The organism is Dellaglioa kimchii, assembly GCF_046115505.1.
In the GTDB taxonomy this organism is placed as follows: domain Bacteria; phylum Bacillota; class Bacilli; order Lactobacillales; family Lactobacillaceae; genus Dellaglioa; species Dellaglioa kimchii.
Genome location: NZ_CP170736.1, coordinates 317,168 through 340,877, shown reverse-complemented (window position 1 = coordinate 340,877; position 23,710 = coordinate 317,168). Strand labels below are relative to the sequence as shown.

The following is a 23,710-nucleotide window of genomic DNA, read 5'->3' as shown; positions in this document are numbered from 1 at the left end:
TCAGAAAAATACCCAGTAGATTAATAATCTACTGGGTATTTTTTATTTTATACATCTATACGATTAATTTGAAGCATAAATAATGAGAATAATCCTTCTTGATCTTGTTGTGTCGTCTTCATTGCTTTTTCTAAATCAATTAACGCTAAATATATTTTCCTCAAATCACTTCTATTAAATTTCTTTATCTTTTGAAGTGCCAACTTAATTCGATAAGGATGCACTTTTAAAACACTAGCTAAATCTCCTTGTGAGTAACCTTTATCTTGCAAAATTTTCACTTGTAATAATAATCTAAATTGTCCCAATAATATTGCATTTATCTTAATTGGCTCTTCATTTTGTAAAATTAAATCATGATACAACGTTACTGATTTTTCAATATTATTTGAAATAACAACATCTACTAAATCAAATATATTTTGTTCTAAAGTTTTAGAAACTAAATTTTCAACAGATGATAATGTAATTCGGTGGGTTTCAAAATTATACAAAAATAACTTTGGCAATTCATTCATGATTGTTGATAATTCTGTATTGGTTCTTTCTAGAAATAATTCCAAAGCGTTTTTATCTATTTCAAATGATTTGTTAGCCATCTCTTGGGCTATAAACTGTCGCGTTGCACGCTCATTTAACGGTTGATTATCAATAACTAGACTAGATTTTTTAAGCATCTTACTAATCTTTTTACGACCATCTAATTCTTTATAAGGCGCAAATATAACTACAATACTTGTTGGTTCCGGATGAGCTAAATAAGATAAAAGACCATCAATATTGTGTTCAATTTTTCTTTTTTTAGTGTCTGACGTTAGAAAAAAAGGATTTTGAATAAAAATTAAGCGCTTATCACCAAAAAAAGGAACAGACATCGCATCATCTAATGCTTTAGCCAGCGGAACCTCCTCCATATCATATTTACCTAAATTCATCGTTCTCTCTTCTTCAGGTATCAACTCAGTAAATGCTTTTTTTACATCTTCCATTAAATAAGTCTCATTACCTAAGACAAGATTTACTGGCTTCACATTTTCAAGAGATAACGTTGAAATTATTGCCTGTGAATTCATATTTATCAGCTCTTTTCATTGTTAAAAACTTCTAATTTTTCTTTATAATTTTGAAACTTGCTGATTCTTATCATACCATGCTCTGCTGTACTAACAAACGGTATTCGATATTTTTTCAAGGTATCTAATGTTTCTTGATGTGGGTGGCCATATCTATTATTCTTACCAGCAGAAATTACCGCTAACTTCGGTTTTATTTGATCAATAAATATTGGATCAGTCGCAGTTTTACTGCCATGATGACCTGTTTTAAGAATTGATATTTGTAAATTGGGATATTTTTGAATAACCTTTTTTTCACCAGCTCGGTCCAAATCGCCAGTAATAAGATAGCTATATTTTCCGATTGTTCCAAATAAAACAAGAGAATCTTCGTTTTTTCCTATACCTTGATTAAAAGGATGTAGAATCATCAATTCAGCATCCTGTTTTTTACTATTATCTGTCATAGGTATCACCATTTTAGGCGGTCGAGTAGATTCTATTTTTTTAATGAATTGTGGCAGTTGTTCCATTCCAGATGGAACAATCATTCTATCGACGTCTATTTTGGTTAATATAGACGGAAAATTACCTATATGATCTGCATCTTGATGCGTCAAATATAAATAGTCTATATGACTGATTCCTTTGCTTAATAAATAATTAGTAATAATTTTTTCACCAGAAGTTTGATACTCCTTTCTGGTTCGCCAGCTATCCATCTTAAAATGAACTTTACCGCCTGTATCTACTAATGTAATTTGCCTATTAAACGGCTTTCTTATCAATGTTGAATCCCCTTGACCAATGTCAAAAAAAACAACTTCTTGCCGAATCGGAAAATGGATCCATAGAAATACCATAACATAGAAACTAACTAATATTGCCCATCGTTTAATACACGAAGGATGTAAAAAACATGTTAAGGTGCAAATAAAAAATAACACGCACATATTTAAACTGGGTTTACCAAACGTTATCGTTAATGGTAAACGTGCTAGTTCATCAAAAAAATAAATAAACGTTTTTAATACAGTATTTATCCCATCCATAACAACCTTAAAATGAATCCCAACCATTCCTCCAAAAATTACAATTGGTAGGATTAAGAATTCAAAAATAGGAATAATAAAAATACTAAGTACAATTGATAGAACATTCCACTGATAAACGTTGAAAAAAATAAATGGCAAACTAAATAAGTTTAGCCAAATACCTGATTCAAAAGTACCTTTATTCTCCATAAAGATTAGTAGTAATGACATTAGATAGCTCAACTGACCGCCAAATGTGAACAGTACTTGTGGTTCAATCACCAATCCTATTAACAAAGCGAAACACCAAACCGTAATCCCTTGGACAGGTTTATCAATTAGTTCACAAATAAGTTGAACCATACACATAAAAATTGCACGTCGTAAACTACTAGATTCCCCTGCAATAACTAAATAGCATGGAAGTAAAAAAAGTAATCCTTTGGCTACTGTCTCACGAGGAATTAATAGTCTATTTCCTAACGTTCTTATTAACATCACAAAATAATATACATGTAAACCCGATAAACAGAATAAATGAATTAATCCTAATTGTCTTATAGAGGCTAGATCCTGATTGAATTCCTGAGTCTTATCACCAATTACCAAAGCATTCAAAAATTTATCTAACGGACTGGATAAAGAATTAAAATAATTTTTTAATTCTGCTCGTAATTCATGTAACTTACTTATCACGGATTCAAGCGATAAATTTATGACATTTTTTTCACTGTTATTAACTTTTATAATAGTCATACTATTGTAAATTGATTTAGTTCGCATAAAACTTTGATAATCAAACTCGTTTTCATTTGTCGCTGATTTAATTTTTTGTAGCTTAGCATCGACGTTTATAATTTTAGTCTGTTTATTACGTTTAATCTTATTGAGTTCATTTTGTGACTTACAACTATAAAATCCTCGAATTTTTTGTGAATTAGAAATTATTTGTCCATCAAAACTAACCAAATCACCATTGATTGAATAATCATCAGGGTAAATTTTCACATTAACATCTTGTACCTCTTTTTCAACTACAACTTGCTTCTGAATTTCCTTCGCATTGCTGTAAAAATAAATACCAAAAATTAAAATACAGACACAACAAATATAAAAAGTTATCGAACGTTTTAACGTAATAATTCGTATAAAAATAACGATAGCAAAAATAATCCAAATAGGATTGTAATTTACAACATATAAACTTGTTATTCCAATAACTAACGTCGCAAAAAATAGATCAACTGCTTCAACTGATTTTATTCTGAAAATATTTTATTCAGAACAATTTCTTCAATATAATTTTTATCAACTTTTACTTGCTCAAAAATAACATTATTTCTTTCTAATAGTGATATGGCATAATCATCATTATGATAATTACGTAAATAATATATTTTTTTCACGCCGGATTGAAGTAGCATTTTTGTACACTGTAAACAAGGAAAATCTGTCACATAAATTTCTGAATTATCTGTCGCTGAGCCAAACTTTGCACACTGTAAAACTGCATTCATTTCTGCATGAATCGTTCGTACGCAATGTCCGTCAACAAGGTAGCACCCTTCATCTATACAATGTACATCCCCTGAAACAGCGCCGTTATATCCGCCTGCAATAATTCGTTTATCTCTAACAAGTATCGCACCAACAGACAATCTTTCACATGTACTTCTTAATGATAGTAATGCAGCTTGCGTCATAAAATATTGATCCCAAGGAATTCTATTATCAGGCATTTAGTTATTTCCTTCTTTCATTTTTTTATAGTATATCAAAAATAAATCTTTAAAAAAAGTTAGACCGCTAATGAGTCCTTTAGACTTTCATATGTTTTATCACCGATGCCGCCAACTTCTTTTAATTCATCCGTAGTTTTAAACGATTGATGTTCTTCTCTATATTGTAAAATTTGTTCTGCTTTTTTTGGTCCAATTCCAGTCAACCCTTGCAGTTGTTCTTTCGTTGCGGTGTTTAAATTAACCGTTGATTCATCATTCGATTTATCCTGAGTTCCTGTAGTAGACCCTGCATCCATAACAGAAGATCCTTGGGCAGTAGTAGCTACTACTTTATTTTCTTTTACTTCCCCTTTTGCCGGAACATATATAACCATCTCATCTGTTACTTTTTGAGCTAAATTAATCTGTTTCTGATCAGCGCTAGATAAAAATCCCTCAGCTAAATCGATTACCTGACTAATTCTCATTCCTGTTTTCATTGTGTATATACCTGGTTTTTTTATATTTCCTTTAATATCCACAACAATTTTCCCACCATTTGAGGTTTCTAAATGGCTTGATATATTTTTTTCCGAGCTAGACGACGTACTAGTAATACTATTAACTAACATATCATCTGTTTTGCTACTTTTATGTTGTGTAACTATTGAAAAAATGATCAATGCTATTACGGATATCACACAAACAATGATGATTTTTCGATATTCAATTCAAATATTTTTTATTCGATCCATCTTATCCACCTCCCTCTTGTATTTAAATACGCAAAAAAACGAATTTCATTTAAAATGAAATTCGTTTTTTCTTTAAATCATTATCACGTATATTAATGATGATCCATTTTATTTAAGTTAATCTTCTCTACTAGTTACTTCATGACGTTTTTTTAACATAGCTACTTTTATATGATTAGGTACCATATTTGAAATATCTCCATCAAATTTAAATATTTCTTTCATTAAACTTGAAGAAATGTGTGCGTATTTAGGATTAGCAAGCATCAATACAGTTTCCACTGTTTCATCTAATTCTTTGTTCATCAATGCAATATCTTTTTCATATTCAAAGTCCCTATTATTTCTAACACTACGAATAATTATTTTAGCATCTAATTGGTGCATTAAGTTAATCGTTAAATCTGATTCAACACTAACTACTTCTACATTTGCTAATGAAAAGATAGCTTCACTAATCAAATCTACCTTTTCATTAGCTGTAAACAATGACTTCTTTTTAGTATTAGTCATAACTGCGACAATAACTTTATCAAAAATTTGGCTTGATCGAACAATAATATCTAAGTGTCCATTAGTTAATGGATCGAAACTTCCCGGAAAAACTGCATTCATTTTAGTTCTCCTTTTGATAAATCGTTACCTGTGTAATTCCATAATTTTGTCTCCTAAATAGACTGAATCCCGAAATATCATCAGGTAAGTTAGCATATTGATCTGTTTCACAAATAATTAAAGCTTGATTATTTAACAACTCGCTGCTATCTATTTTTTTTATCGTATCAATTATTTCTTGGGTCTTATAAGGTGGATCTAAAAAAACTAGATCAAATGTTTCTTTACCTTTTAATAGTCCAATAGCTTTATCGGCATCTTGCTTATAGACCGTAAACTTATCTTCTTCTTTTGTGATAGCAATGTTATCATTAATTGTTTTAATTGCTTGATACTGTCTATCAATTAGAAAAGCATGAGAGATTCCTCTAGAAACAGCTTCGATACTTAACCCACCGCTACCTGCAAATAAATCTAATGACTTACCGCCGTCAAAATAAGGACCAATGATATTAAACATTGATTCCTTAACTTTATCCGTTGTAGGCCTTGTTGCCATACCTGGAACTGCTTTTAATTTTCTTCCGCCATATTCACCTGAAATTATTCTCATATACTTTACTCACTTTTATTTTTAAATTTTTCTTGATCTTCATCTGTTAATTTAAATGCTTTTTCACCCATTCGAGCCCCAAAGTCCATATCAATATCAGGGCGATGCGATACTTCTGTCTTTTTAACAAATTTTAAATTTTGAATTTTCTTAATCGTCTCGGGTAGGTCTTCTTGATTCATATAAATGACAACATATTTCATTTTTTTTGAAATATATTGAATAATACCGAATCGTTTCAACTGCTTAATTTGCTTCATATGGTATAAAAACACAATGACACCTTGTCTTTTTTGTATAACTAACTTAGTCCCATTTTCTTCGTCAAGCATGTGATTATGACCCCCTTTTTTATTTATTATTTAGTAATTCCTTTTTTCTTAAAGCTGATATATTTAAAACTAAGCCTACACAGAAGCTCAAGATAAGCATACTTGATCCGCCATAACTAAGAAATGGAAACGTTACACCTGTTATAGGTAAAACACCTGATATACCACCAACATTAAACACAGTCTGCACTGTCATAAACGTCGCAATTCCATAACAACAAAGTGAGTGGAAAGTTTCTTTACTTTTAGAACCAATAAAGATAATCCGTCCAATCATACTGAAAAGTAATATTAAAATAAAAAATACCATCAATAATCCAAGTTCTTCACCTGTAATTGCTAATATAAAATCAGTATACGGTTCAGGTAGGTAGCCTCGTTTTTGGATACTATTTCCTAGTCCTGCACCAAAGATACCACCATTACTTAATGCATAATATGAATTTACCAACTGTTGTCCAGTTGACTGTTGATATTTAAATGGATCATTGAATCCACTAAATCTCTTAGCCATATACGCTAATGGACCACCGGAATCTGGAGAAACAGATTTTAATTTTGATAATAATATCATTAAAGTACCCATGCCACCAACAGAAATTAAGGAAGTTATTCCAATTGAATACCCACTAGCCAAAATAATGATTAATACTGCACTAAAATTAATAATAAACCCACCCACATCTGGTTCAATCAAAATTAAAATGAGTGGTAAGACTACTGCAATTGCATAGATAAAACGACGTTTATTTCTACCCTCATAACTTAATTCTTTATTTTCACGGAATGCAACTTGTTGCGCCATAAACAAGACTAAAAAAATCTTGCTGATTTCTGCGGGCTGAATGTTAAAAGAGCCAAAGTTAATCCATCCTGCTGCACCATTAACTGTTTTACCGCTAAGTACTACGTATAAAAGTAGCAGAATGGACACCGCACCAAATAATATTATAAATCCAGAACTTTTAAAAAAATTAACCTTCATTGAATATATAAGGAAAGCAACCAGCAATCCTAAAATGGCAAAAAGCAATTGTTTTTTTAAATATGTCGTTGGATCGCCACCCGCCATTTGAACCTTATATGAACTAGCAGAATAAACCATGACCACACCAATTCCGGATAATATAATATACGGTATAAAAATAAAATAATCAAGATATTGTAATTTTTGTGTTATTCTTTTTAAAATTTGCATTTTTAATCCAACTTATTTCTTCATTTTTTCAAATTTAGTACTAAAGTGTCTATTCGAAGTTACTTCAAGATTCTTTATCTGCTTCTTTTCAGTTTTTTCTTCAAACAGAGCACACTCCAACACAAAATCTACTTCACGAGAAAAACGAACAATTAAGTATCAACTACTTCTTAAAATGTAACATAACCAAGCTAGTAAAATGTATTTCGCTGTTTCCAGATAAAATTATTTATTTTATCTACATTTTCTTACAAAGTGACCATCACATCTTCTTTAGAAATGTTGTTTTTCATCGATTTTATTTTCTCGTAACTTCTAATAGTATACCATATTACTATTTATCATGATTAAAAAAAAGAGTTGAAAATGAACTTAATCATTTTCAACTCTTTTTTAAATTAACCTTTTTTTGAATCTGTTTTATGTTGTTTTTGAGCCTTTTCACGCATATTTGTATCTAAGATACGTTTACGTAAGCGTAAATTATTTGGTGTGATTTCTAATAATTCATCCGTGTTCAAGAATTCCAATGATTCTTCAAGAGTAAGAATAGTTGGTTTCTTGATTGAGGCTGTTTGATCTTTATTAGAAGAACGAACATTACTCATAGCTTTTCCTTTAGTAATATTTACAGAAATATCACGTTCACGGCTACTTTGTCCAACAACCATTCCTTCATAAATATCAGTAGTAGGTGTTACATAAATTGTTCCACGTTCTTCAATACTCATAATTGAATATGTTGTAGCTTTTCCTGAATTAATAGAAACTAATGCGCCATTACGACGACCAGGTTCCCAGTTACGGATAACTGGTTTGTATTCAGAGAAAGTATGATTTAAGATACCATATCCACGAGTCATTGAAAGGAATTGTGAATCATATCCAATTAAACCACGAGTAGGAGCTGAGAAAGTTAAACGAGTTTGGCCGTTATTACCGGTCTCCATGTTAATCATTTCACCCTTACGTTGAGCCATTGTATCAATAACACCACCAGAATATTCATCAGGTGTATCGATTTGGACGCTTTCAAATGGTTCTTGCATCTTGCCTTCGAATTCACGGTAGATAACTTCTGGACGTGAAACTTGAATTTCATAGTCTTCGCGACGTAAAGTTTCAATTAAGATTGATAAATGTAATTCTCCACGACCTGAAACAATCCAAGCATCTGGAGAATCTGTATCTTCAATTTTCAATGAAACATCAGTATGCAATTGTAATTTAAGACGATCTTCCATCTTACGAGCAGTAATATTTTTACCATCTTGTCCAACAAATGGTGAATCATTCGTTCTGAATGTCATTTGTAGTGTAGGTGGATCAATACGCATTAATGGTAATGCTTCTTGATGATCACTTGGTGTTACAGTTTCACCAACGAAGATGTCATCCATCCCTGAAACTGCAATTAAATCACCAGCTTTAGCTTCATTAATTTCAACACGGTCTAAACCGAAGAAACCGAAAAGTTTTGAAACACGGAAGTTTTGAACTGAACCATCAAGTTTAATAACAGAAACTTGATCACCAACAGCAATTTTTCCACGGAATACGCGGCCAATACCGACACGACCAACATATTCATTATAATCCAACATCGAAACTTGGAATTGTAATGGTTCGTCACTATTATCAATTGGTGCAGGAATTGTATCGATAATTGTTTCAAAAACGTCATCCATAGAATGTTTTTGAGTTTCGATATCTGGATCCATACTTGATGTACCATTGTATGCACTAGCATAAATAACAGGGAAATCAAGTTGTGCTTCATCAGCACCTAATTCAATAAACAAATCAAGAACTTCATCAACAACTTCTTGTGGACGAGCACCCATACGATCAATTTTGTTAATAACAACGATTGGTACTAATTGTTGTTCTAAAGCTTTTTTCAAAACAAAACGTGTTTGAGGCATTGTTCCTTCAAAAGCATCAACGACAAGTAAAACACCATCAACCATTTTCATGATACGTTCAACTTCGCCACCGAAATCGGCATGTCCAGGTGTATCTAAAATGTTAATTTGTTTGTCGCCAACTCTAACAGCAGTATTTTTTGATAAAATTGTAATACCACGTTCTTTTTCAATATCATTTGTATCCATGGCACGGTCACTAATTTCTGAATGGCCATCCAATGTATCTGATTGTTTTAATAATTCATTAACTAATGTCGTCTTACCGTGATCGACATGGGCGATAATCGCAATGTTACGAATGTCATCTCTTGTTTTCAAGTTTGTTCTTCCTTTCGTTGGAGCCTTAATATTTTTACGAATAATAACTACAGTTCACTATTATAGCAGACAATTAACACACTTACTAAAAGTTTTCATACTTTTTCATAAATAAATCGCATAAAAAAACTGCGACTTGTTAGTCACAGCCACAACGCGATTCTACTAAAAACTATTTAGTAGTTTTAAAATGTCCTCTTGTGCGTTTTCCGTTGCTATTAATACATCTGCTGATTGTAACATATCGAGCTCTAACCCGTCAATTGTTTTCACGGTGATACCAAGAGTTTCCGCCAATATTTTACCGGCTGCAAAATCCCATGGTTTTAAGTGAGAAACATAACCAATTTCTTGTCCACGTAATATGTGAACAAACTCAATACCGGCACTTCCATAAACCCTAGCACCTGAACTATGTTGAACAATTGATTGTAAATGCTTATAGTCCATCATTAACATAGGTGAGCTACAACCTAGCAAGCCATCCTTAAGTGCTATATTTCCAGGCTTTTCAAGTTTTTTATCGTTGGCAAAGACGCCCCTATCTGGCCCACCAGAATATAAAACATTATTCATTACATCCATAATGAATCCCAATTTTCCAATACCGTTTTCATAAATACCAATCATAATCGCGAAATGATCTTTCTGTTTGACAAAATTCATTGTGCCATCAATTGGATCAACAATCCAAACAGTACCATCTAAATTTGTTACATCATCCCCAAAACCTTCTTCACCTAAAATTTTGGCTTTCGGATCAAAGGTACGAATTTTGTTTACTAAAAATTTTTCAGTCTGTTTATCCATATTAGTTACAAGATCAACTCGACTACTTTTTGTTTCAACAGACAATGGATCTCCAAATGCATGAATAATATTTTCACGTGCCTCTGTCAGCCAACTTTTAACCTGATAATTAACCTCATCAATATTCAAATCATAACCTCCCTATTGGTTAATTTTAATAACGTCCCTTGTACTCTCTCTTGCAAATTTCATTGTACGATAAATACTAAAACCTGATTCATCTTCGTACGATCTGCCTATTTGTTTTTCCTCCATTTTGGAAGGAACAATTTTTTTAAACTCACGATAATTATAAAGCAATTCTTCTCGATCAATACCTGTAGAATTTGCTAATTCTATTGCTTTATAGAATTCACTAACAGAGATAATTTCTTCAGTAGTCCAATGTGCTTCTAATGGGTAATTAATTTTATTATTCATAATTTAGTGTGTTAAACTCCCTTTATTTTTACTTTATTTAATTATTGAATTAATTTTCAACTAATACTTTCAATATACTTGAAAGTATTTGCTATGTTTCATTTTACAGCAATCCATTAAAAACTAAAAGAAATGAAACATAACTATTAATTTTCAAATGGCCTACAGATATGATTATTTTATGCTACAATGTACCGTAGAATATTAATTTGGAGGTACTATTTTGATTAAAATAACAATGAAAAATATCATTCGTGAAGGTAATCCAATCTTACGAAATCGTTCAAGCGAAATGACTTTTCCGCTTTCAGATGATGATAAACAACTCGCACATGATTTAATGGAATTTTTAGAGAATAGTCAAAATGAAGAAATAGCTGAAAAATATCATTTACGCGCAGGTGTTGGCTTAGCAGCTCCGCAATTAGCAATTTCTAAACGAATGACTGCTGTCTTAATCCCTGGCCCAGAAGGTGAAGAACCCACACTTAAACAAGTGTTAATTAATCCTACTATTTTAAGTCAGTCAGTTCAAGTTGCTGCACTTTCAGAAGGTGAAGGTTGCTTATCAGTTGATAGAGATGTCCCTGGATATGTGCCAAGAGCTGATCGGATTACACTTCGTTACTTTGATATCGAAGGTACACAACACAAAATCCGCTTGAAAAATTATGAAGCAATTGTAGTCCAACATGAAATTGATCATTTAAATGGTATATTATTCTTTGATCATATTAATACTGACAAACCATTTGCTATACCGAACGATGCTATTATGCTTGAATAACTAACTAAAGAGTTTCTTCAATAATTAATTTATTGAAGAAACTCTTTTTATTTCACTTTAAACATACTGTTTGAACTATACCTTTTTTAAATCTTTGGTATACATAATTGTCTCAACATTAACCAAATGTGCTACCTCTAAATGTAAAATGCCGTCTAAATACCAAAGATCTGTCACTTCAAATGCCGATTTTGCTTCGACACTTTTTTTAACCAGGTTCATCATTTCAAATTCTTCAAATAAATTGAAAAAAATGTTTCTTATTTTCCCGATATTCTCTTCTGAAGGAGACTTCATCTGAAATTGATACTCAAATACCATGACCCTCTTACCCCAAACCTTTGAAACAATTTCTGTAACCCTTAGTATTTCAGAATTAATACCATATTCATTACCATGTAGTCTATTTAAAGCAAATTCAACCGCATTATCTGTAATAAGTTTGCTTTTATTTTTAAGAATAGTAATCTGTCTATTTCTTTTCAGACGGTTATAATTTAAAATTATGATGATCATTAAAACCACTACAGTCACTATTTTAACTACCAACCACATTTATAAAACACCACTCTTCCTTATACGATAACTTTTCATAATTATAACATGTCTGTTAAATTTTATCCTTTATAAGTCTATTCAAATCGGTCTATTCTATACTTAAATAATAATATATGATAAAATATAAATTATATGTTGTGCAGACAACCCCCAGTTCGGTTTCTAATTTCCATTTCAAATCATTTTAACCAAAATGATATCAATTTAATTTAAAGGAGTTTTACAAATGATTTTTAAAGTTTATTATCAAGAAACACAAGATAGAAATCCACAAAGAGAAGAAACAAAATCACTTTTCCTTGAAGCAAGTTCTGAAATTGAAGCTCAAAGTATTGTTGGTCACCAAACAACACATAACATTGAATTCATTGAAACATTATCAGATAAAGCTTTAGCATATGAAAAGGAAAACCCTACATTTAAAATGACGGAGTTTTCTGAATGAAAAAGATAAATGTTAAAAATAACGAGACTGGTGTTTTTGCAGTTGGCGGATTAGGTGAAATTGGCAAAAATATGTATGGCATCCAATTTCAAGATGAAATTATCGTCGTCGATGCAGGAATCAAGTTTCCGGAAGATGAGTTATTAGGAATTGATTACGTTATTCCTGATTTTCAATACTTAGTTGCCAATCAACAAAAAATTAAAGCATTAGTTATCACCCATGGTCATGAAGATCATATTGGTGGTATTCCCTATTTATTAAAACAAATTAATGTCCCAATTTATGCTGGACCATTGGCTTCAGCATTAATCAAAGGAAAATTAGAAGAACACGGGTTACTTGCCACAACAGAAATGCATGAAATTGAAGAAGATACTGTTCTTAAATTCAGAAAAACGAGTGTGTCGTTCTTTAGAACAACTCATTCAATTCCTGATACTTTAGGTGTCGCAATCAAAACGCCATCTGGTAACATTGTAGTCACTGGGGACTACAAATTTGATCTAACACCTGTTACTAATCAGCCGCCCAACCTTCAAAGAATGGCTCAACTTGGTGCTGATGGTGTACTTTGTCTACTATCTGATAGTACAAATGCAGAAATTCCTAATTTTACAAAATCAGAAAGATTCGTTGGTAAATCAATTCGACGAATTTTTGAAAAAGGTGAAGGCCGCATTATCTTTGCTACTTTTGCTTCAAATATTTCCCGAGTACAACAAGCTGCTGAAGCTGCTGTTGCCAAAGGCCGTAAAATCGCTGTCTTTGGACGTAGTATGGAGGCAGCAATTGTTAACGGACGTGAATTAGGATACTTAAATATTCCAGATGATGCCTTAATTGATGCACGTGATATTAATTCATTACCCGCAAATGAAATTTTAATTTTATGTACGGGATCACAAGGTGAACCAATGGCAGCTCTTAGCCGTATCGCTAATGGGACTCATCGTCAGGTTTCTATTCAACCTGGTGATACTGTTGTTTTCTCAAGTTCTCCAATTCCTGGTAACACAATCAGTGTAAACCACGTTATTAATGAACTTTCAGAAGCTGGAGCAACTGTTGTCCATGGTAAAGTAAATAATATTCATACTTCTGGTCATGGTGGCCAAGAAGAACAAAAATTAATGCTCAGTTTGATGAAACCTAAGTATTTCGTCCCTGTCCATGGTGAATATAGAATGCTTAAAATTCATACTGGATTAGCTGAACAAATTGGCGTTCCAAGAGAGAATAGCTTTATTATGGAAAATGGTGATGTCTTAGCTCTAACTAGTGATTCTGCTCGAATTGCTGGTCATTTTGAAGCTGATGATATTTATGTCGATGGTTCAGGAATTGGTGATATCGGTAGCGCTGTCCTAAATGATCGACAAGTCCTTTCTGAAGAAGGCCTTGTTGTTGTCGTTGCAACAATTGACATGAAAAAACATGAAATTCAAGCAGGACCAGATTTATTATCTCGTGGATTTGTCTATATGCGCGAATCAGGAGAATTAATTAATCAAGGTCGTCGTCGCTTATTCCGTGTCATGAGTCGCTTATTAAAAAATGATAAAATTACAGAAGCCATGATTAATGATGCAATCGTTGATGACTTACAAAAATTCTTATATGAACAAACTGAACGTAAACCAATGATTTTACCAATGTTAGTTATCGTTTAACAAAAATAGCTCAATATTCTAATTAGAATATTGAGCTATTTTTATATAATCAAAATTTATCTTTAAATCCTTTTAAATTTTAGTTATAATTATTAGTATTAATTAAGGAGGGAAGTTCATGAATCAATATTTCATTATCGTTAATGAGTCTGCTGGAAGTGGTCGTGCTAAACAAATTTGGCAATCTATTGAAAAAAAATTAATTTCTCAAAATGTCCATTTTAAGGCCCATCTGACAGACTATATTGGTCATGCTTCCCTTCTAACGGAAAATTACGCCAGACATTATCACCCCATCGAAACAGATAATAATCAAATTATACTAGTTATTGGCGGCGACGGTACTTTAAATGAATGTATCAATGGTGTTAAAAATGCGAACACATTTGATATCCCAATTGCCTATATTCCTGCAGGATCAGGAAATGATTTTGCTCGAGGTGTCAGTATCCCCAAATCTCCACTTGTAGCTCTTGAACAAATATTAAACACAACTTCACCTAAACTATTAAACTTAGGTGTCATGCACGAATTATCTCGGCATGAAAAAAAATACTTTATAAATAATGTTGGTGTGGGTTTCGATGCGCAAATAGTAAGTATCGCAAATCAATCAAGTTCAAAGAAACTATTGAATAAACTTCATCTAGGATCGCTTACTTACTTAAGCGCCCTATTAGGAACTTTATCAAGACAAGCTGCATTTCCCATAACTGTCCGGGTGAATGGCCATCAAGAATTTTATCAAAATGCCTTTCTTGTAACAACATCAAATCATCCCTACTTTGGTGGTGGTGTTCCAATTTTACCAATGGCAGATCCGACAAAAAATAATTTAGACTTAATTATCATTGAAAAACCTAGTGCACTAAAATTAATCTATCTAGCAATTTTACTGAAATCTGGTAAACATATTACCCAAAAAGGTGTTCACCATTTTACATCAGATAAAATTAAACTTTCCGTTGACTCTTTAGAGTACGGTCAAATGGATGGTGAAGACCTAGGAACCCGTTTCTTTGAAATTGAGTATAGCGTCTTATCATACCCATTTTGGATTAACTAAAAAGCCTATATATCTCATATAATTGAGATATATAGGCTTTTTCTATGGTCGGCTATTCTCCATTCCGATCATTGGATCAATTGAACCATCCATAATATTGTCGTTAGTTAAAATAAATTTTTCAATTAAAGTTGGAACAGGCGGAGCTATTTTATTAGATTTTTTAGCTAGTTGGCTCTCTTTAATCGAATCATCAACTTTTTTAATATCACCATCAAAAATCTGTTCAATTCGTAATAATAACGTTGTTTTTCGATTGGCTGATTCATTCTCAACACATTCTTCAAATGATTTTTCTTCGCCAAGCAAAATCAATAACTGGCTAGCACGGGTAATTGCGGTATACAGTAAATTACGTTTAAGCATTCGCTTATACTGCGAAACCATTGGCAAAATAACCATTTTAAACTCACTGCCTTGAGACTTATGAATAGATGTGCAATAAGCCAAAGTTATTTTTTGCCATTCATTTCGCCTGTAAGTCACTTCTGTTTGATCAAAAGCAATAACTAGTTCGTCTACCTTATCTTCGCTATCTTTGGCCAATGTAATTCCTACAATCTTACCTATATCTCCATTAAAAACATTATTTTCAGGACTATTAACAAGATGTAACACCTTGTCACCAATTCTAAATTTTTGATCTCTAAAAAGTACTTCTTTTTGTCTACTATTTTCAAGTGGGTTCATAATATTTTGTAACATTTCATTTAAACGATTAATTCCCGCCGCACCTCGATACATTGGTGCCAGAACTTGAATATCACTTGAAGTGAACCCTTTATTCTTAGCTCGTTCAACAACCTGTTTAATAATTGATTCAACTTGAAATTCACGACTCGCGAAAAATGAACGATCCTTTTGATTCTGTGTAAAATCAGCAGGTAATTCACCTTTTTTTATTGAATGTGCGAGTGAAATTATTGATGACCCATCACCTTGACGATAGATATCCGTTAATTCTTTTCGCTCAAGATAGTCACTTTTCAATAAATCATAAAATGTTTGCCCAGGACCAACAGAAGGCAATTGATCTTTATCACCTACAAAAATGACTTTCATATCTGTAGGTATTGAATTCATTAATGTATTCAATAAATACGTATCAACCATCGACATTTCATCGATAATTAATAAGCCACCTTCTAAATCTTTCGTTTCAACATCATTATTCGATTCTCTTCCAGTTAGTCCTAAGAGTCTATGGATTGTACTGGCAGGTAATCCAGTCGTTTCAGTCATTCTTTTTGCTGCTCGCCCAGTAGGTGCAGCTAAAAGAATAGGAAATGTTTGTCCTTCTCCATAACTACTAAGATCGAGCGAAAAGTCATTTAATTCCGCAAATAACTCCACGATACCATTAATAACGGTTGTTTTACCCGTTCCTGGGCCACCTGTTAATAAAAATATCTGTGAATTCATAGCAGCCTTAATGGCATTAATCTGTGACTCACCATAATTCATATCAAGTTTTTTTTCAATCTTACGAATTGCTTTATCAATATCTTTTTCTGCTAACTTATCTTTTTCTTGCCCCGATGAAAGCAATCTTTTTAAATGTTCAGCAATTTGGTATTCTGCATGATACAGATTTTTTAAATAAATACGCTGTTCATCACCGACAACGAGTCCTGATTTAGCTAAATTAATGAGTTCTTTTGAGATTGCCTCAGGGTTTATTCTGACTCTTCGACTACTCTCTAATAATCGTAAAGATGCCTCCAACAACGGCTCTGCAGTCGCATAGGTATCACCATCTTGTTGACATAAATCATTGATACTTTGCAAAATACCTGCTTGTATTCGACCTGAAGAATCAGCTGCAAATCCTAATTCTTCAGCAATTTGATCTGCCTTTTTAAAGCCAATATTTTCAATATCATTTACTAGTTGATAGGGATTTTCTTGGATAATTTCAAGGGTTTTTTCTTTATAAGTTTGATAAATAGTTGCAGCTAATTGGCTACCAAATCCAAAACCATTTAATCCAATAATAATTTGTTCCATCCCATTATTTACTCGAACAGTTTCTAATATTGTTGTTTTCTGCTTATTTGATAATTCTAATGAATCAAGTACAGTATCATCTGCTAATATTTTATCAATTGTTTTCGTTCCTAACTTTTCAACAATTGATTCCGCAGTCTTTTTCCCAATCCCTTTAAATTCTGAGCCAGATAGATAGGTAATAAGCCCCATTTTTGAAGTAGGTGTTTCATTTTGATAATTACTCGTTTGAAATTGTTTCCCATATTTGGGATGCTCAACTTGTTGACCATAGAAGCGGTACGTAGATTCTTCTTTAATATCAGCAAAATTACCAGTAACAACAACCTCATCTTCAGGCCATTCCAAATTACTTTCAATACTATGAATTAGAATCACTTTATAAAAACTATCTTGGCTTTGAAAAAATATGGTTGCAACCTTACCAACCAAGTAAGCTTGTGTTTCATCACTTTGAGGATCATTATTAAATAAATTTAGTTTCTGAACAACCATTATTTCACATCCTCTTTATTTATCACGTAATTTTATAAACGATTCTATTTCACTTAATCTTTGTTTTTGTGCCTCAAAATAGGCCTGATCGGCTATTTTTGAACGTTCAAAATAAGTATTGAATTCAATTCCTAAAACCATATTAGCTAAACCTCGTTGAAAATTAGCCTTTGCATTATTTTCATCTATTTTAAGAACTAAGTCATAATATTTCCCAGCATTTTCAAACTGACCCAATGCTAAGAAAATATCGCCAATTAATTCGTTGGCGTCCATATTTTTAGGATTTATTTCTTGGGCCGTAATCGCAAATACTAATGCTTGTTGATACAGCTCTTGAGCCATATATGATTGTGCTAACATTAAAAAAGCTGTTTCTTTCAACTTTTGATTAGTTACTTTTTGAAATGATTGAATTGCTTCAGAATACAGTTCTGCCTCGTAAAACACGTTACCAAGACCATATTGTAATAAATCAACTTGTTCATTTTTCTCATCAAAATATCCAATAGCTTTTTTATACAGTTCTTCCGCCTGAGGGTAGTCTTTTAGTTTCGTTAAATAACTACCTAATTCATAATAAGCCGTTTGATTATTAGGTTCTTTTTCAACCTTTTCAACTAATTGATGAATAATATGTTTTGATTCTGCTTCTTTTTCTTCTCTCTTACCCATTATTACTCCTTAGACGACATCACTTTCATCGCGTATTCTATCCAAATAACTAGTATCATTCCATTTAACTAATTCAAATTCGGTTCCATTTTGTGTTTCCAAAATAGTCGTACTAGTATTCGATAAGCCACCTTGTTTACGGAAATCTTTCAGCGGCACCCCTAATAAATCGTGAATCAAGGCACCAAGCGCCGCACCGTGACTAACAATGATAATATTTGCATCTATTTTATTTTGGTCAACAATTTTTTTAATTGTTGGAACCATCCGCTTTAATAAAGCTTGAAATGTTTCGCCATTAATATTTTTAGGATCATATTTATCGGGATGATTACGGAAGGCATCGAGTTCCTCAGGATACTGAACAGCCACATCTGTAAACTTCATGCCTTCCATTTTTCCTAAATGAAATTCTTCTAAGTTGTCATTCAAAATAACATCCAAATTTTGGTTTAGGCCGGTATTGATTAAATTTGCTGTGTCCTTTGCACGTTTAATAGGACTTGAATAAATAGCATCAAATTTTATTGATTTAAGTGCTTTGATTAATTGTTGTATTTCTATGTAACTTTGTTCAAGTAAGGGTGAATCTCCATTCGCACCTTGGTATCGTCCCTCAAGATTCCATTCTGTTTTGCCATGTCGAATAAAATATATATTAGTCATCAGTCAATAAGACCCCTTCGTTTTTTCATCTCTATTATATTATGCCACAAATATAAAAAGGCACAAACAAAATATTTGTTTGTGCCTTAACTATTATAAATTCAATTTAAACATATTGTAATTGTTTTGATCCCTCAGTTGACTTTTTAAATGCAGCGTCAATGATACCACTACCTAAGCATTCTGCGCCATCGTAAAAGACAACAGCCTGTCCAGGTGTAATAGCACGTACTGGTGCATCAAATTCAACTGTAGCTTCTGTACGGTCATCATTTAAATGAACCGTCACACCAACATCAGTTTGACGGTATCTAAACTTAGCAGTGATATGGAAATCATTGCCAAAGCGATCGATTGGTGCCATAAAACTTAACTCTGATGCTTCAAGATAATCAGCATAAAGTAAATCATTATGGTAACCTTGTCCAACAATCAATGTATTTGTTGCTAAATCTTTACCTACAACGAACCAAGGATCGTTACCTTCACCCGTACCACCAATACCAAGACCTTTACGCTGACCAATTGTATAATTCATAAGACCATAATGCTCGCCCATTTTTACACCGTCAACAGTCATCATATTACCCGTTTGTGCTGGTAAATATTCACCAAGGAACTTTGTAAAGTTTCTTTCGCCGATAAAACAAATACCTGTTGAATCTTTTTTCTTAGCAGTTGAAAGTCCAGCTTCTTCAGCAATTCTTCTAACTTCTGGTTTTTCAATGTTTCCAATTGGGAACATAACTTTTTGAATCTGTTTTTGTGATAATTGACTCAAGAAATAAGTCTGATCTTTATTACTATCATCCCCACGTAACATATGCATAATACCGTCAGCATCTTGCTCAACTTGTGCATAATGTCCCATTGCGATGTAATCAGCATCAAGTTCCATAGCATAATCGAAAAACGCTTTAAACTTAATTTCTTTATTACACATCACATCTGGATTTGGTGTCCGACCCTTTTTATATTCATCCAAGAAATATGTGAATACGCGATCCCAATATTCCTTTTCAAAATTAACGGAATAATAAGGAATTCCAATTTTGTTTGCTACTTTAGCAACATCTTTGTAATCTTCTGTTGCAGTACAAACACCCATTTCGTCCGTATCGTCCCAGTTTTTCATGAAGACACCAACTACATCATAACCTTGTTGCTTTAATAAATAAGCAACAACTGATGAATCGACGCCACCACTCATCCCAACAACGACACGAGTTTTACTATTATCTGGCATACTATCACCATCATTTCAATTAGATTCTGAAAAAATCTACGATTTGAAGGTCGCACTATTTCAGTAAGTACTATTATACCAATAATATATACTAATACAACCCTAGTGTGTCATAATTTATTTTATTCTATTACTGACCGCTATCGTTAATTTAGATATAAATTAAAAAATCTTAGATATTGGATTTTATCCAATATCTAAGATTCACTCTATTATATAAAATAATGATACTTTTAATTGTTGAAATCATTATATTTATAAACTATAGAACCTTTTTTTAATTAACCTTTTTTCAAAACATCCCTATCAATTAATTGACCAATCACATAATCAAATTGTTCAGTTTCAGCTTTTTTATCTTCACCATTAAATATGTTAACTGCTTTAAGTCCATTAGCAGTCGTCGTTGACATTTTAAATCCAGTTAATGACTTATCAACGATAACTTTAACTTTAATGCCCTTATTGAAAGGTGAATTAGGATCTAAAGATCTCTCCAATTGAAAATTACCTGCTTTAGTTTCTGCAAATCCTAAATCTCTTAACGTATATTTTTTTACATCAGAACTCAATTCATAAGTTACTGTATCTCCTAAAAGTTGAATACTTTTTTCAAATGCCATTATTAAATTCCCCCTATTTTTTCAATCTACCAACTATTCTAACTAATTGTACTATAAAAGTATCTATCTCTTCAGCCGTATTATCTTTTCCAAAACTCAATCGAATAGATTCTGTGACTCTCGGGCTCTTTTCACCGTACATAGCCATTAACACATGTGAAGGTTCGAGATTACCAGCAGTACATGCAGAGCCACCAGAAACAGCAATACCCGCCAAATCTAACCGGGTCTGTAATACTTCAGTTTGAATACCTTTTATCCAAATATTAAAGACATGTTGTAAGTTATCATCTGAGAGTGTCCCATTGATTTCAAAATCAATATGGTTATCATCTAATCCCGCTATAATTTGCTTTTTGAATCCTTGATACTTTAATTGTCGTACTTGTTTTTCATCATCTGAGATTAAAGAAACAGCTTTAGCAAAACCTGCAATTGCTGGTATGTTTTCTGTCCCTGCTCGTCTCTTGTCTTCTTGCTCCCCACCTTTAATAAAGGGTGGGAAAAATATAGATTCTCTTCTATATAGAAAACCTAAAAATTTAGGTCCGTTCAATTTATGAGCTGATGTTGATAACATGTCTATATGATCCTCATTAACATCTATATCCAATAATCCGTAAGCTTGAACAGCATCCGTATGGAACCAAGCTTGATGGTCCTTTAAAATCTCACCAACTTCATGAATTGGCATATGACTTCCCGTCTCATTGTTACCCATCATGATTGAAACTAGAATTGTATCATCTCTTAAAGCCTCTTTAAAATCGACTATATTGATAACACCATCTTCATTAACTGGTAAATAAGTAACATCAAATCCAATTGATTCTAAATATTTCATTGTCTTCAAAATAGCCTGGTGCTCTACTGCTGATGTGATTAAATGCTTACCTAATGTTTTTCTCTGAATGGCGGTTTGCATAATAGCCATATTATCACTCTCAGTACCACCACTTGTAAAGATGATTTCTGATTCATTTGCATGAATACTATCTGCAATGATTTGTCGACTATCATCAAGCACCATTCGTGCTGAACGTCCGAATTGATGTGTACTTGAAGCATTCCCAAAGGTGCTCTTCATCGTGTCTGTCATCACTTCAATGACTTCATTTGCCATTGGTGTGGTTGCTGCGTTATCTAAGTATATTCCTGACATTAATTTAGTTTATCTCCTTATAATTTAGTTTAATAATGATAGAATCATTCGTGCTGACTTTTGACCAGCTTCAATAATAAAATCGTCAAATGTTTGCCCTGCCTCTTCATCGCCAACATCTGACATTGCTCTAACTATAGTAAAGGGAATACCAAATTGGTGTGCTGCCTGACCAACTGCGGCACTTTCCATTTCACTACAAAGAGCATCCGGAAAATGATTAAGAATGACGTCTGTCTGAGCTTGACTTGCTATAAATTGATCGCCAGATACAATCAGTCCTGGTTTTATACTTAAGTCATTTTCTTGAGCCGCTTTTTTAATTGCATCGTTTAAACTTGTATCTGCCAAGTATTTAGTTGGTTGTTGTGGTAATTGCCCAATTTCATATCCAAAAGCTGTTGCATCAACATCATGATAGGCAACTTCTGTAGCTAAGACCACATCTCCAATTTTAAGTCCCTTACCAATACCACCAGCTGAACCAGAATTAATGACGGCTGTTACTCCAAATTCTGCAATTAAAAGGGCTGTTGTCATCCCTGCTTGTACCTTGCCAATACCAGATCTAACCAAAACAACTTCTTTTCCATTAATTTGGCCTGTATAAAATGAAATCCCGCCAATTTCTTTATCTTTTCTATTCTCTAGATGACTTCTAAGTGAAAGAATTTCTTCCTCCATTGCACATAAAATACCGTAAATCATGTTGTTGCCCTCCATTTTTTATTAATATCTAAGGTAATAAGAATAAAATTAAAAATACAATTACAATTGCAATAACTAAAAATACAATTGTCCAATTCAAAAATTGGTTTAATTTACTTTTTTTATTTGTTTTTTCTGGTTGTTCTGAAGATGAGCTTCTTGTTGGATGTTCATCTTGGTATTCCTTTTCAACTCGTTGACGTTCTTTTTGTCGAAATTCAGGATTGTTCTTTAATTCTTGTAATCTCTGATATTCACTTCTCGATAACTTTTTTTCATCATCCATGTAATTCACCTTTTAATCGTTCAATTTCCCAATGATTAACCGCTAAAATAGTTTTAACATCAGTTATTTCACCAGATTTAATTTTAGCTTGAACCTCATTAAACGTCAATTCGACTACATTTAAAAATTCATCAATATCTTGAGGTAACTCGTTATCTACATTTTCTAATCCAGTCGCATAGAATAGCGTTAAATATTCGTCCGCGAATCCTATTGCTGAATGAAACCCATATATTTCAGCTAAATGTTTAGCTTCATAGCGTGTTTCTTCATTAAGTTCACGTGTTGCAGTCTCGATTAAATTATGATCATCGCCATCAATTTTACCGGCCGGAATTTCTAATGATGTCTTCCTAATAGGTGCTCTCCACTGGTTAACTAGAACAATTTTTTCTTCATCCGTTATTGCTAATATACCCACAGCACCATGATGATGTACGATTTCTCTATTTGATTGTTCACCATTTGGTAGTTTAACCGTCTCATTAACAACTTCTATAACATGTCCTTTGAAAATTAATTCTTCTGATAAAACTTTTTCTTCTAAATTCATTTAATTAACCTCGTTATTTTA

General features: G+C 32.6%; 25 protein-coding genes. 4 read left to right on the top strand and 21 right to left on the bottom strand.

All coding sequences use genetic code 11. From position 1 onward, the window contains the following. Positions 1-47: 47 nt before the first annotated feature. The 11 genes from holA to ACE83Q_RS01600 all read right to left on the bottom strand — a co-directional run bounded on the left by holA (position 48) and on the right by ACE83Q_RS01600 (position 10,739). Positions 48-1,073 carry a DNA polymerase III subunit delta gene (holA, locus tag ACE83Q_RS01650; RefSeq protein WP_409022403.1) on the bottom strand — a complete coding sequence of 342 codons (1,026 nt, stop codon included), beginning with the start codon at positions 1,071-1,073 and terminating at the stop codon, positions 48-50. Positions 1,074-1,078: 5 nt separating this feature from the next. Continuing rightward, positions 1,079-3,259 carry a DNA internalization-related competence protein ComEC/Rec2 gene (locus ACE83Q_RS01645; RefSeq protein ID WP_409022788.1) on the bottom strand — a complete coding sequence of 727 codons (2,181 nt, stop codon included), beginning with the start codon at positions 3,257-3,259 and terminating at the stop codon, positions 1,079-1,081. 89 nt (positions 3,260-3,348) lie between these two features. Beyond that, entirely contained in the window at positions 3,349-3,828 is a 480-nt protein-coding gene (locus tag ACE83Q_RS01640; RefSeq protein WP_409022402.1) for a ComE operon protein 2, read from the bottom strand. 59 nt (positions 3,829-3,887) lie between these two features. Continuing rightward, positions 3,888-4,442, bottom strand: a complete 555-nt coding sequence (locus ACE83Q_RS01635; protein WP_409022401.1) for a helix-hairpin-helix domain-containing protein — start codon at positions 4,440-4,442, stop codon at positions 3,888-3,890. Positions 4,443-4,682: 240 nt separating this feature from the next. Beyond that, positions 4,683-5,180: a pantetheine-phosphate adenylyltransferase gene (gene coaD, locus ACE83Q_RS01630; RefSeq protein WP_409022400.1), complete on the bottom strand. Its 498-nt coding sequence runs from the start codon at positions 5,178-5,180 to the stop codon at positions 4,683-4,685. 1 nt (position 5,181) lies between these two features. Continuing rightward, positions 5,182-5,733, bottom strand: a complete 552-nt coding sequence (gene rsmD / locus ACE83Q_RS01625; protein WP_409022399.1) for a 16S rRNA (guanine(966)-N(2))-methyltransferase RsmD — start codon at positions 5,731-5,733, stop codon at positions 5,182-5,184. A 5-nt stretch (positions 5,734-5,738) separates the two neighbouring features. Then, positions 5,739-6,065, bottom strand: coding sequence for a YlbG family protein (locus ACE83Q_RS01620; RefSeq protein ID WP_409022398.1), 327 nt, complete (start codon positions 6,063-6,065; stop codon positions 5,739-5,741). Between the two features lie 19 nt (positions 6,066-6,084). Next, positions 6,085-7,263 carry an FtsW/RodA/SpoVE family cell cycle protein gene (locus ACE83Q_RS01615; protein ID WP_409022397.1) on the bottom strand — a complete coding sequence of 393 codons (1,179 nt, stop codon included), beginning with the start codon at positions 7,261-7,263 and terminating at the stop codon, positions 6,085-6,087. 398 nt (positions 7,264-7,661) lie between these two features. Further along, on the bottom strand, positions 7,662-9,509 hold the full coding sequence (gene typA / locus ACE83Q_RS01610) for a translational GTPase TypA (RefSeq protein ID WP_409022396.1): 1,848 nt from the start codon (positions 9,507-9,509) through the stop codon (positions 7,662-7,664). 165 nt (positions 9,510-9,674) lie between these two features. Next, positions 9,675-10,448 carry an inositol monophosphatase family protein gene (locus tag ACE83Q_RS01605; protein WP_409022395.1) on the bottom strand — a complete coding sequence of 258 codons (774 nt, stop codon included), beginning with the start codon at positions 10,446-10,448 and terminating at the stop codon, positions 9,675-9,677. 12 nt (positions 10,449-10,460) lie between these two features. Next, complete coding sequence (locus tag ACE83Q_RS01600; protein WP_409022394.1) at positions 10,461-10,739, bottom strand: UPF0223 family protein; 279 nt, start codon at positions 10,737-10,739, stop codon at positions 10,461-10,463. Positions 10,740-10,977: 238 nt separating this feature from the next. Between ACE83Q_RS01600 and def the strand changes: the two genes are divergently transcribed. Next, positions 10,978-11,526 carry a peptide deformylase gene (gene def, locus ACE83Q_RS01595; RefSeq protein ID WP_409022787.1) on the top strand — a complete coding sequence of 183 codons (549 nt, stop codon included), beginning with the start codon at positions 10,978-10,980 and terminating at the stop codon, positions 11,524-11,526. A 75-nt stretch (positions 11,527-11,601) separates the two neighbouring features. Here the strand turns inward: def and ACE83Q_RS01590 are convergent, their stop codons facing one another. Continuing rightward, positions 11,602-12,081 (bottom strand): hypothetical protein, encoded by a 480-nt coding sequence (locus ACE83Q_RS01590; RefSeq protein ID WP_409022393.1) that lies wholly within the window; start codon positions 12,079-12,081, stop codon positions 11,602-11,604. 229 nt (positions 12,082-12,310) lie between these two features. Between ACE83Q_RS01590 and ACE83Q_RS01585 the strand changes: the two genes are divergently transcribed. The 3 genes from ACE83Q_RS01585 (at position 12,311) to ACE83Q_RS01575 (ending at position 15,268) form a co-directional block, all read left to right on the top strand. Further along, positions 12,311-12,529, top strand: a complete 219-nt coding sequence (locus ACE83Q_RS01585; RefSeq protein WP_409022392.1) for a DNA-directed RNA polymerase subunit epsilon — start codon at positions 12,311-12,313, stop codon at positions 12,527-12,529. Continuing rightward, complete coding sequence (rnjA, locus tag ACE83Q_RS01580; RefSeq protein ID WP_409022391.1) at positions 12,526-14,202, top strand: ribonuclease J1; 1,677 nt, start codon at positions 12,526-12,528, stop codon at positions 14,200-14,202. Before ACE83Q_RS01585 ends, rnjA begins: the two co-directional genes overlap by 4 nt. Before the next feature lie 118 nt (positions 14,203-14,320). Next, entirely contained in the window at positions 14,321-15,268 is a 948-nt protein-coding gene (locus ACE83Q_RS01575) for a diacylglycerol/lipid kinase family protein (protein ID WP_409022390.1), read from the top strand. 42 nt (positions 15,269-15,310) lie between these two features. Here ACE83Q_RS01575 and ACE83Q_RS01570 read toward each other — a convergent pair whose 3' ends face one another. The 9 genes from ACE83Q_RS01570 to ACE83Q_RS01530 all read right to left on the bottom strand — a co-directional run bounded on the left by ACE83Q_RS01570 (position 15,311) and on the right by ACE83Q_RS01530 (position 23,689). Continuing rightward, positions 15,311-17,770, bottom strand: a complete 2,460-nt coding sequence (locus tag ACE83Q_RS01570; protein ID WP_409022389.1) for an ATP-dependent RecD-like DNA helicase — start codon at positions 17,768-17,770, stop codon at positions 15,311-15,313. A gap of 15 nt (positions 17,771-17,785) precedes the next feature. Continuing rightward, complete coding sequence (locus tag ACE83Q_RS01565; protein WP_409022388.1) at positions 17,786-18,445, bottom strand: tetratricopeptide repeat protein; 660 nt, start codon at positions 18,443-18,445, stop codon at positions 17,786-17,788. 9 nt (positions 18,446-18,454) lie between these two features. Beyond that, positions 18,455-19,111: a histidine phosphatase family protein gene (locus ACE83Q_RS01560; RefSeq protein ID WP_409022387.1), complete on the bottom strand. Its 657-nt coding sequence runs from the start codon at positions 19,109-19,111 to the stop codon at positions 18,455-18,457. 106 nt (positions 19,112-19,217) lie between these two features. Then, positions 19,218-20,357, bottom strand: coding sequence for a tRNA 2-thiouridine(34) synthase MnmA (gene mnmA, locus ACE83Q_RS01555; RefSeq protein WP_409022386.1), 1,140 nt, complete (start codon positions 20,355-20,357; stop codon positions 19,218-19,220). A 281-nt stretch (positions 20,358-20,638) separates the two neighbouring features. Beyond that, positions 20,639-20,980 (bottom strand): DUF1831 domain-containing protein, encoded by a 342-nt coding sequence (locus ACE83Q_RS01550; RefSeq protein WP_409022385.1) that lies wholly within the window; start codon positions 20,978-20,980, stop codon positions 20,639-20,641. A gap of 13 nt (positions 20,981-20,993) precedes the next feature. Beyond that, positions 20,994-22,142 (bottom strand): cysteine desulfurase family protein, encoded by a 1,149-nt coding sequence (locus ACE83Q_RS01545; protein ID WP_409022384.1) that lies wholly within the window; start codon positions 22,140-22,142, stop codon positions 20,994-20,996. A gap of 24 nt (positions 22,143-22,166) precedes the next feature. Next, positions 22,167-22,850 (bottom strand): 5'-methylthioadenosine/adenosylhomocysteine nucleosidase, encoded by a 684-nt coding sequence (locus ACE83Q_RS01540; protein WP_409022383.1) that lies wholly within the window; start codon positions 22,848-22,850, stop codon positions 22,167-22,169. 28 nt (positions 22,851-22,878) lie between these two features. Continuing rightward, positions 22,879-23,136: a DUF1328 domain-containing protein gene (locus tag ACE83Q_RS01535; RefSeq protein WP_409022382.1), complete on the bottom strand. Its 258-nt coding sequence runs from the start codon at positions 23,134-23,136 to the stop codon at positions 22,879-22,881. Continuing rightward, positions 23,129-23,689 carry an NUDIX domain-containing protein gene (locus tag ACE83Q_RS01530; protein WP_409022381.1) on the bottom strand — a complete coding sequence of 187 codons (561 nt, stop codon included), beginning with the start codon at positions 23,687-23,689 and terminating at the stop codon, positions 23,129-23,131. The genes ACE83Q_RS01535 and ACE83Q_RS01530 overlap by 8 nt, the downstream gene beginning before the upstream one ends. Positions 23,690-23,710 lie beyond the last annotated feature (21 nt).

Bases quoted from the DNA above. Each gene is read 5' to 3' on its own strand.
- holA (WP_409022403.1), bottom strand. From the start codon at position 1,073: ATGAATTCACAGGCAATAATTTCAACGTTATCTCTTGAAAATGTGAAG.
- ACE83Q_RS01640 (WP_409022402.1), bottom strand. From the start codon at position 3,828: ATGCCTGATAATAGAATTCCTTGGGATCAATATTTTATGACGCAAGCT.
- ACE83Q_RS01635 (WP_409022401.1), bottom strand. From the start codon at position 4,442: ATGTTAGTTAATAGTATTACTAGTACGTCGTCTAGCTCGGAAAAAAAT.
- coaD (WP_409022400.1), bottom strand. From the start codon at position 5,180: ATGAATGCAGTTTTTCCGGGAAGTTTCGATCCATTAACTAATGGACAC.
- rsmD (WP_409022399.1), bottom strand. From the start codon at position 5,733: ATGAGAATAATTTCAGGTGAATATGGCGGAAGAAAATTAAAAGCAGTT.
- ACE83Q_RS01620 (WP_409022398.1), bottom strand. From the start codon at position 6,065: ATGCTTGACGAAGAAAATGGGACTAAGTTAGTTATACAAAAAAGACAA.
- ACE83Q_RS01615 (WP_409022397.1), bottom strand. From the start codon at position 7,263: ATGCAAATTTTAAAAAGAATAACACAAAAATTACAATATCTTGATTAT.
- ACE83Q_RS01600 (WP_409022394.1), bottom strand. From the start codon at position 10,739: ATGAATAATAAAATTAATTACCCATTAGAAGCACATTGGACTACTGAA.
- def (WP_409022787.1), top strand. From the start codon at position 10,978: ATGAAAAATATCATTCGTGAAGGTAATCCAATCTTACGAAATCGTTCA.
- ACE83Q_RS01590 (WP_409022393.1), bottom strand. From the start codon at position 12,081: ATGTGGTTGGTAGTTAAAATAGTGACTGTAGTGGTTTTAATGATCATC.
- ACE83Q_RS01585 (WP_409022392.1), top strand. From the start codon at position 12,311: ATGATTTTTAAAGTTTATTATCAAGAAACACAAGATAGAAATCCACAA.
- rnjA (WP_409022391.1), top strand. From the start codon at position 12,526: ATGAAAAAGATAAATGTTAAAAATAACGAGACTGGTGTTTTTGCAGTT.
- ACE83Q_RS01575 (WP_409022390.1), top strand. From the start codon at position 14,321: ATGAATCAATATTTCATTATCGTTAATGAGTCTGCTGGAAGTGGTCGT.
- ACE83Q_RS01570 (WP_409022389.1), bottom strand. From the start codon at position 17,770: ATGGTTGTTCAGAAACTAAATTTATTTAATAATGATCCTCAAAGTGAT.
- ACE83Q_RS01565 (WP_409022388.1), bottom strand. From the start codon at position 18,445: ATGGGTAAGAGAGAAGAAAAAGAAGCAGAATCAAAACATATTATTCAT.
- ACE83Q_RS01560 (WP_409022387.1), bottom strand. From the start codon at position 19,111: ATGACTAATATATATTTTATTCGACATGGCAAAACAGAATGGAATCTT.
- mnmA (WP_409022386.1), bottom strand. From the start codon at position 20,357: ATGCCAGATAATAGTAAAACTCGTGTCGTTGTTGGGATGAGTGGTGGC.
- ACE83Q_RS01550 (WP_409022385.1), bottom strand. From the start codon at position 20,980: ATGGCATTTGAAAAAAGTATTCAACTTTTAGGAGATACAGTAACTTAT.
- ACE83Q_RS01545 (WP_409022384.1), bottom strand. From the start codon at position 22,142: ATGTCAGGAATATACTTAGATAACGCAGCAACCACACCAATGGCAAAT.
- ACE83Q_RS01540 (WP_409022383.1), bottom strand. From the start codon at position 22,850: ATGATTTACGGTATTTTATGTGCAATGGAGGAAGAAATTCTTTCACTT.
- ACE83Q_RS01535 (WP_409022382.1), bottom strand. From the start codon at position 23,136: ATGGATGATGAAAAAAAGTTATCGAGAAGTGAATATCAGAGATTACAA.
- ACE83Q_RS01530 (WP_409022381.1), bottom strand. From the start codon at position 23,689: ATGAATTTAGAAGAAAAAGTTTTATCAGAAGAATTAATTTTCAAAGGA.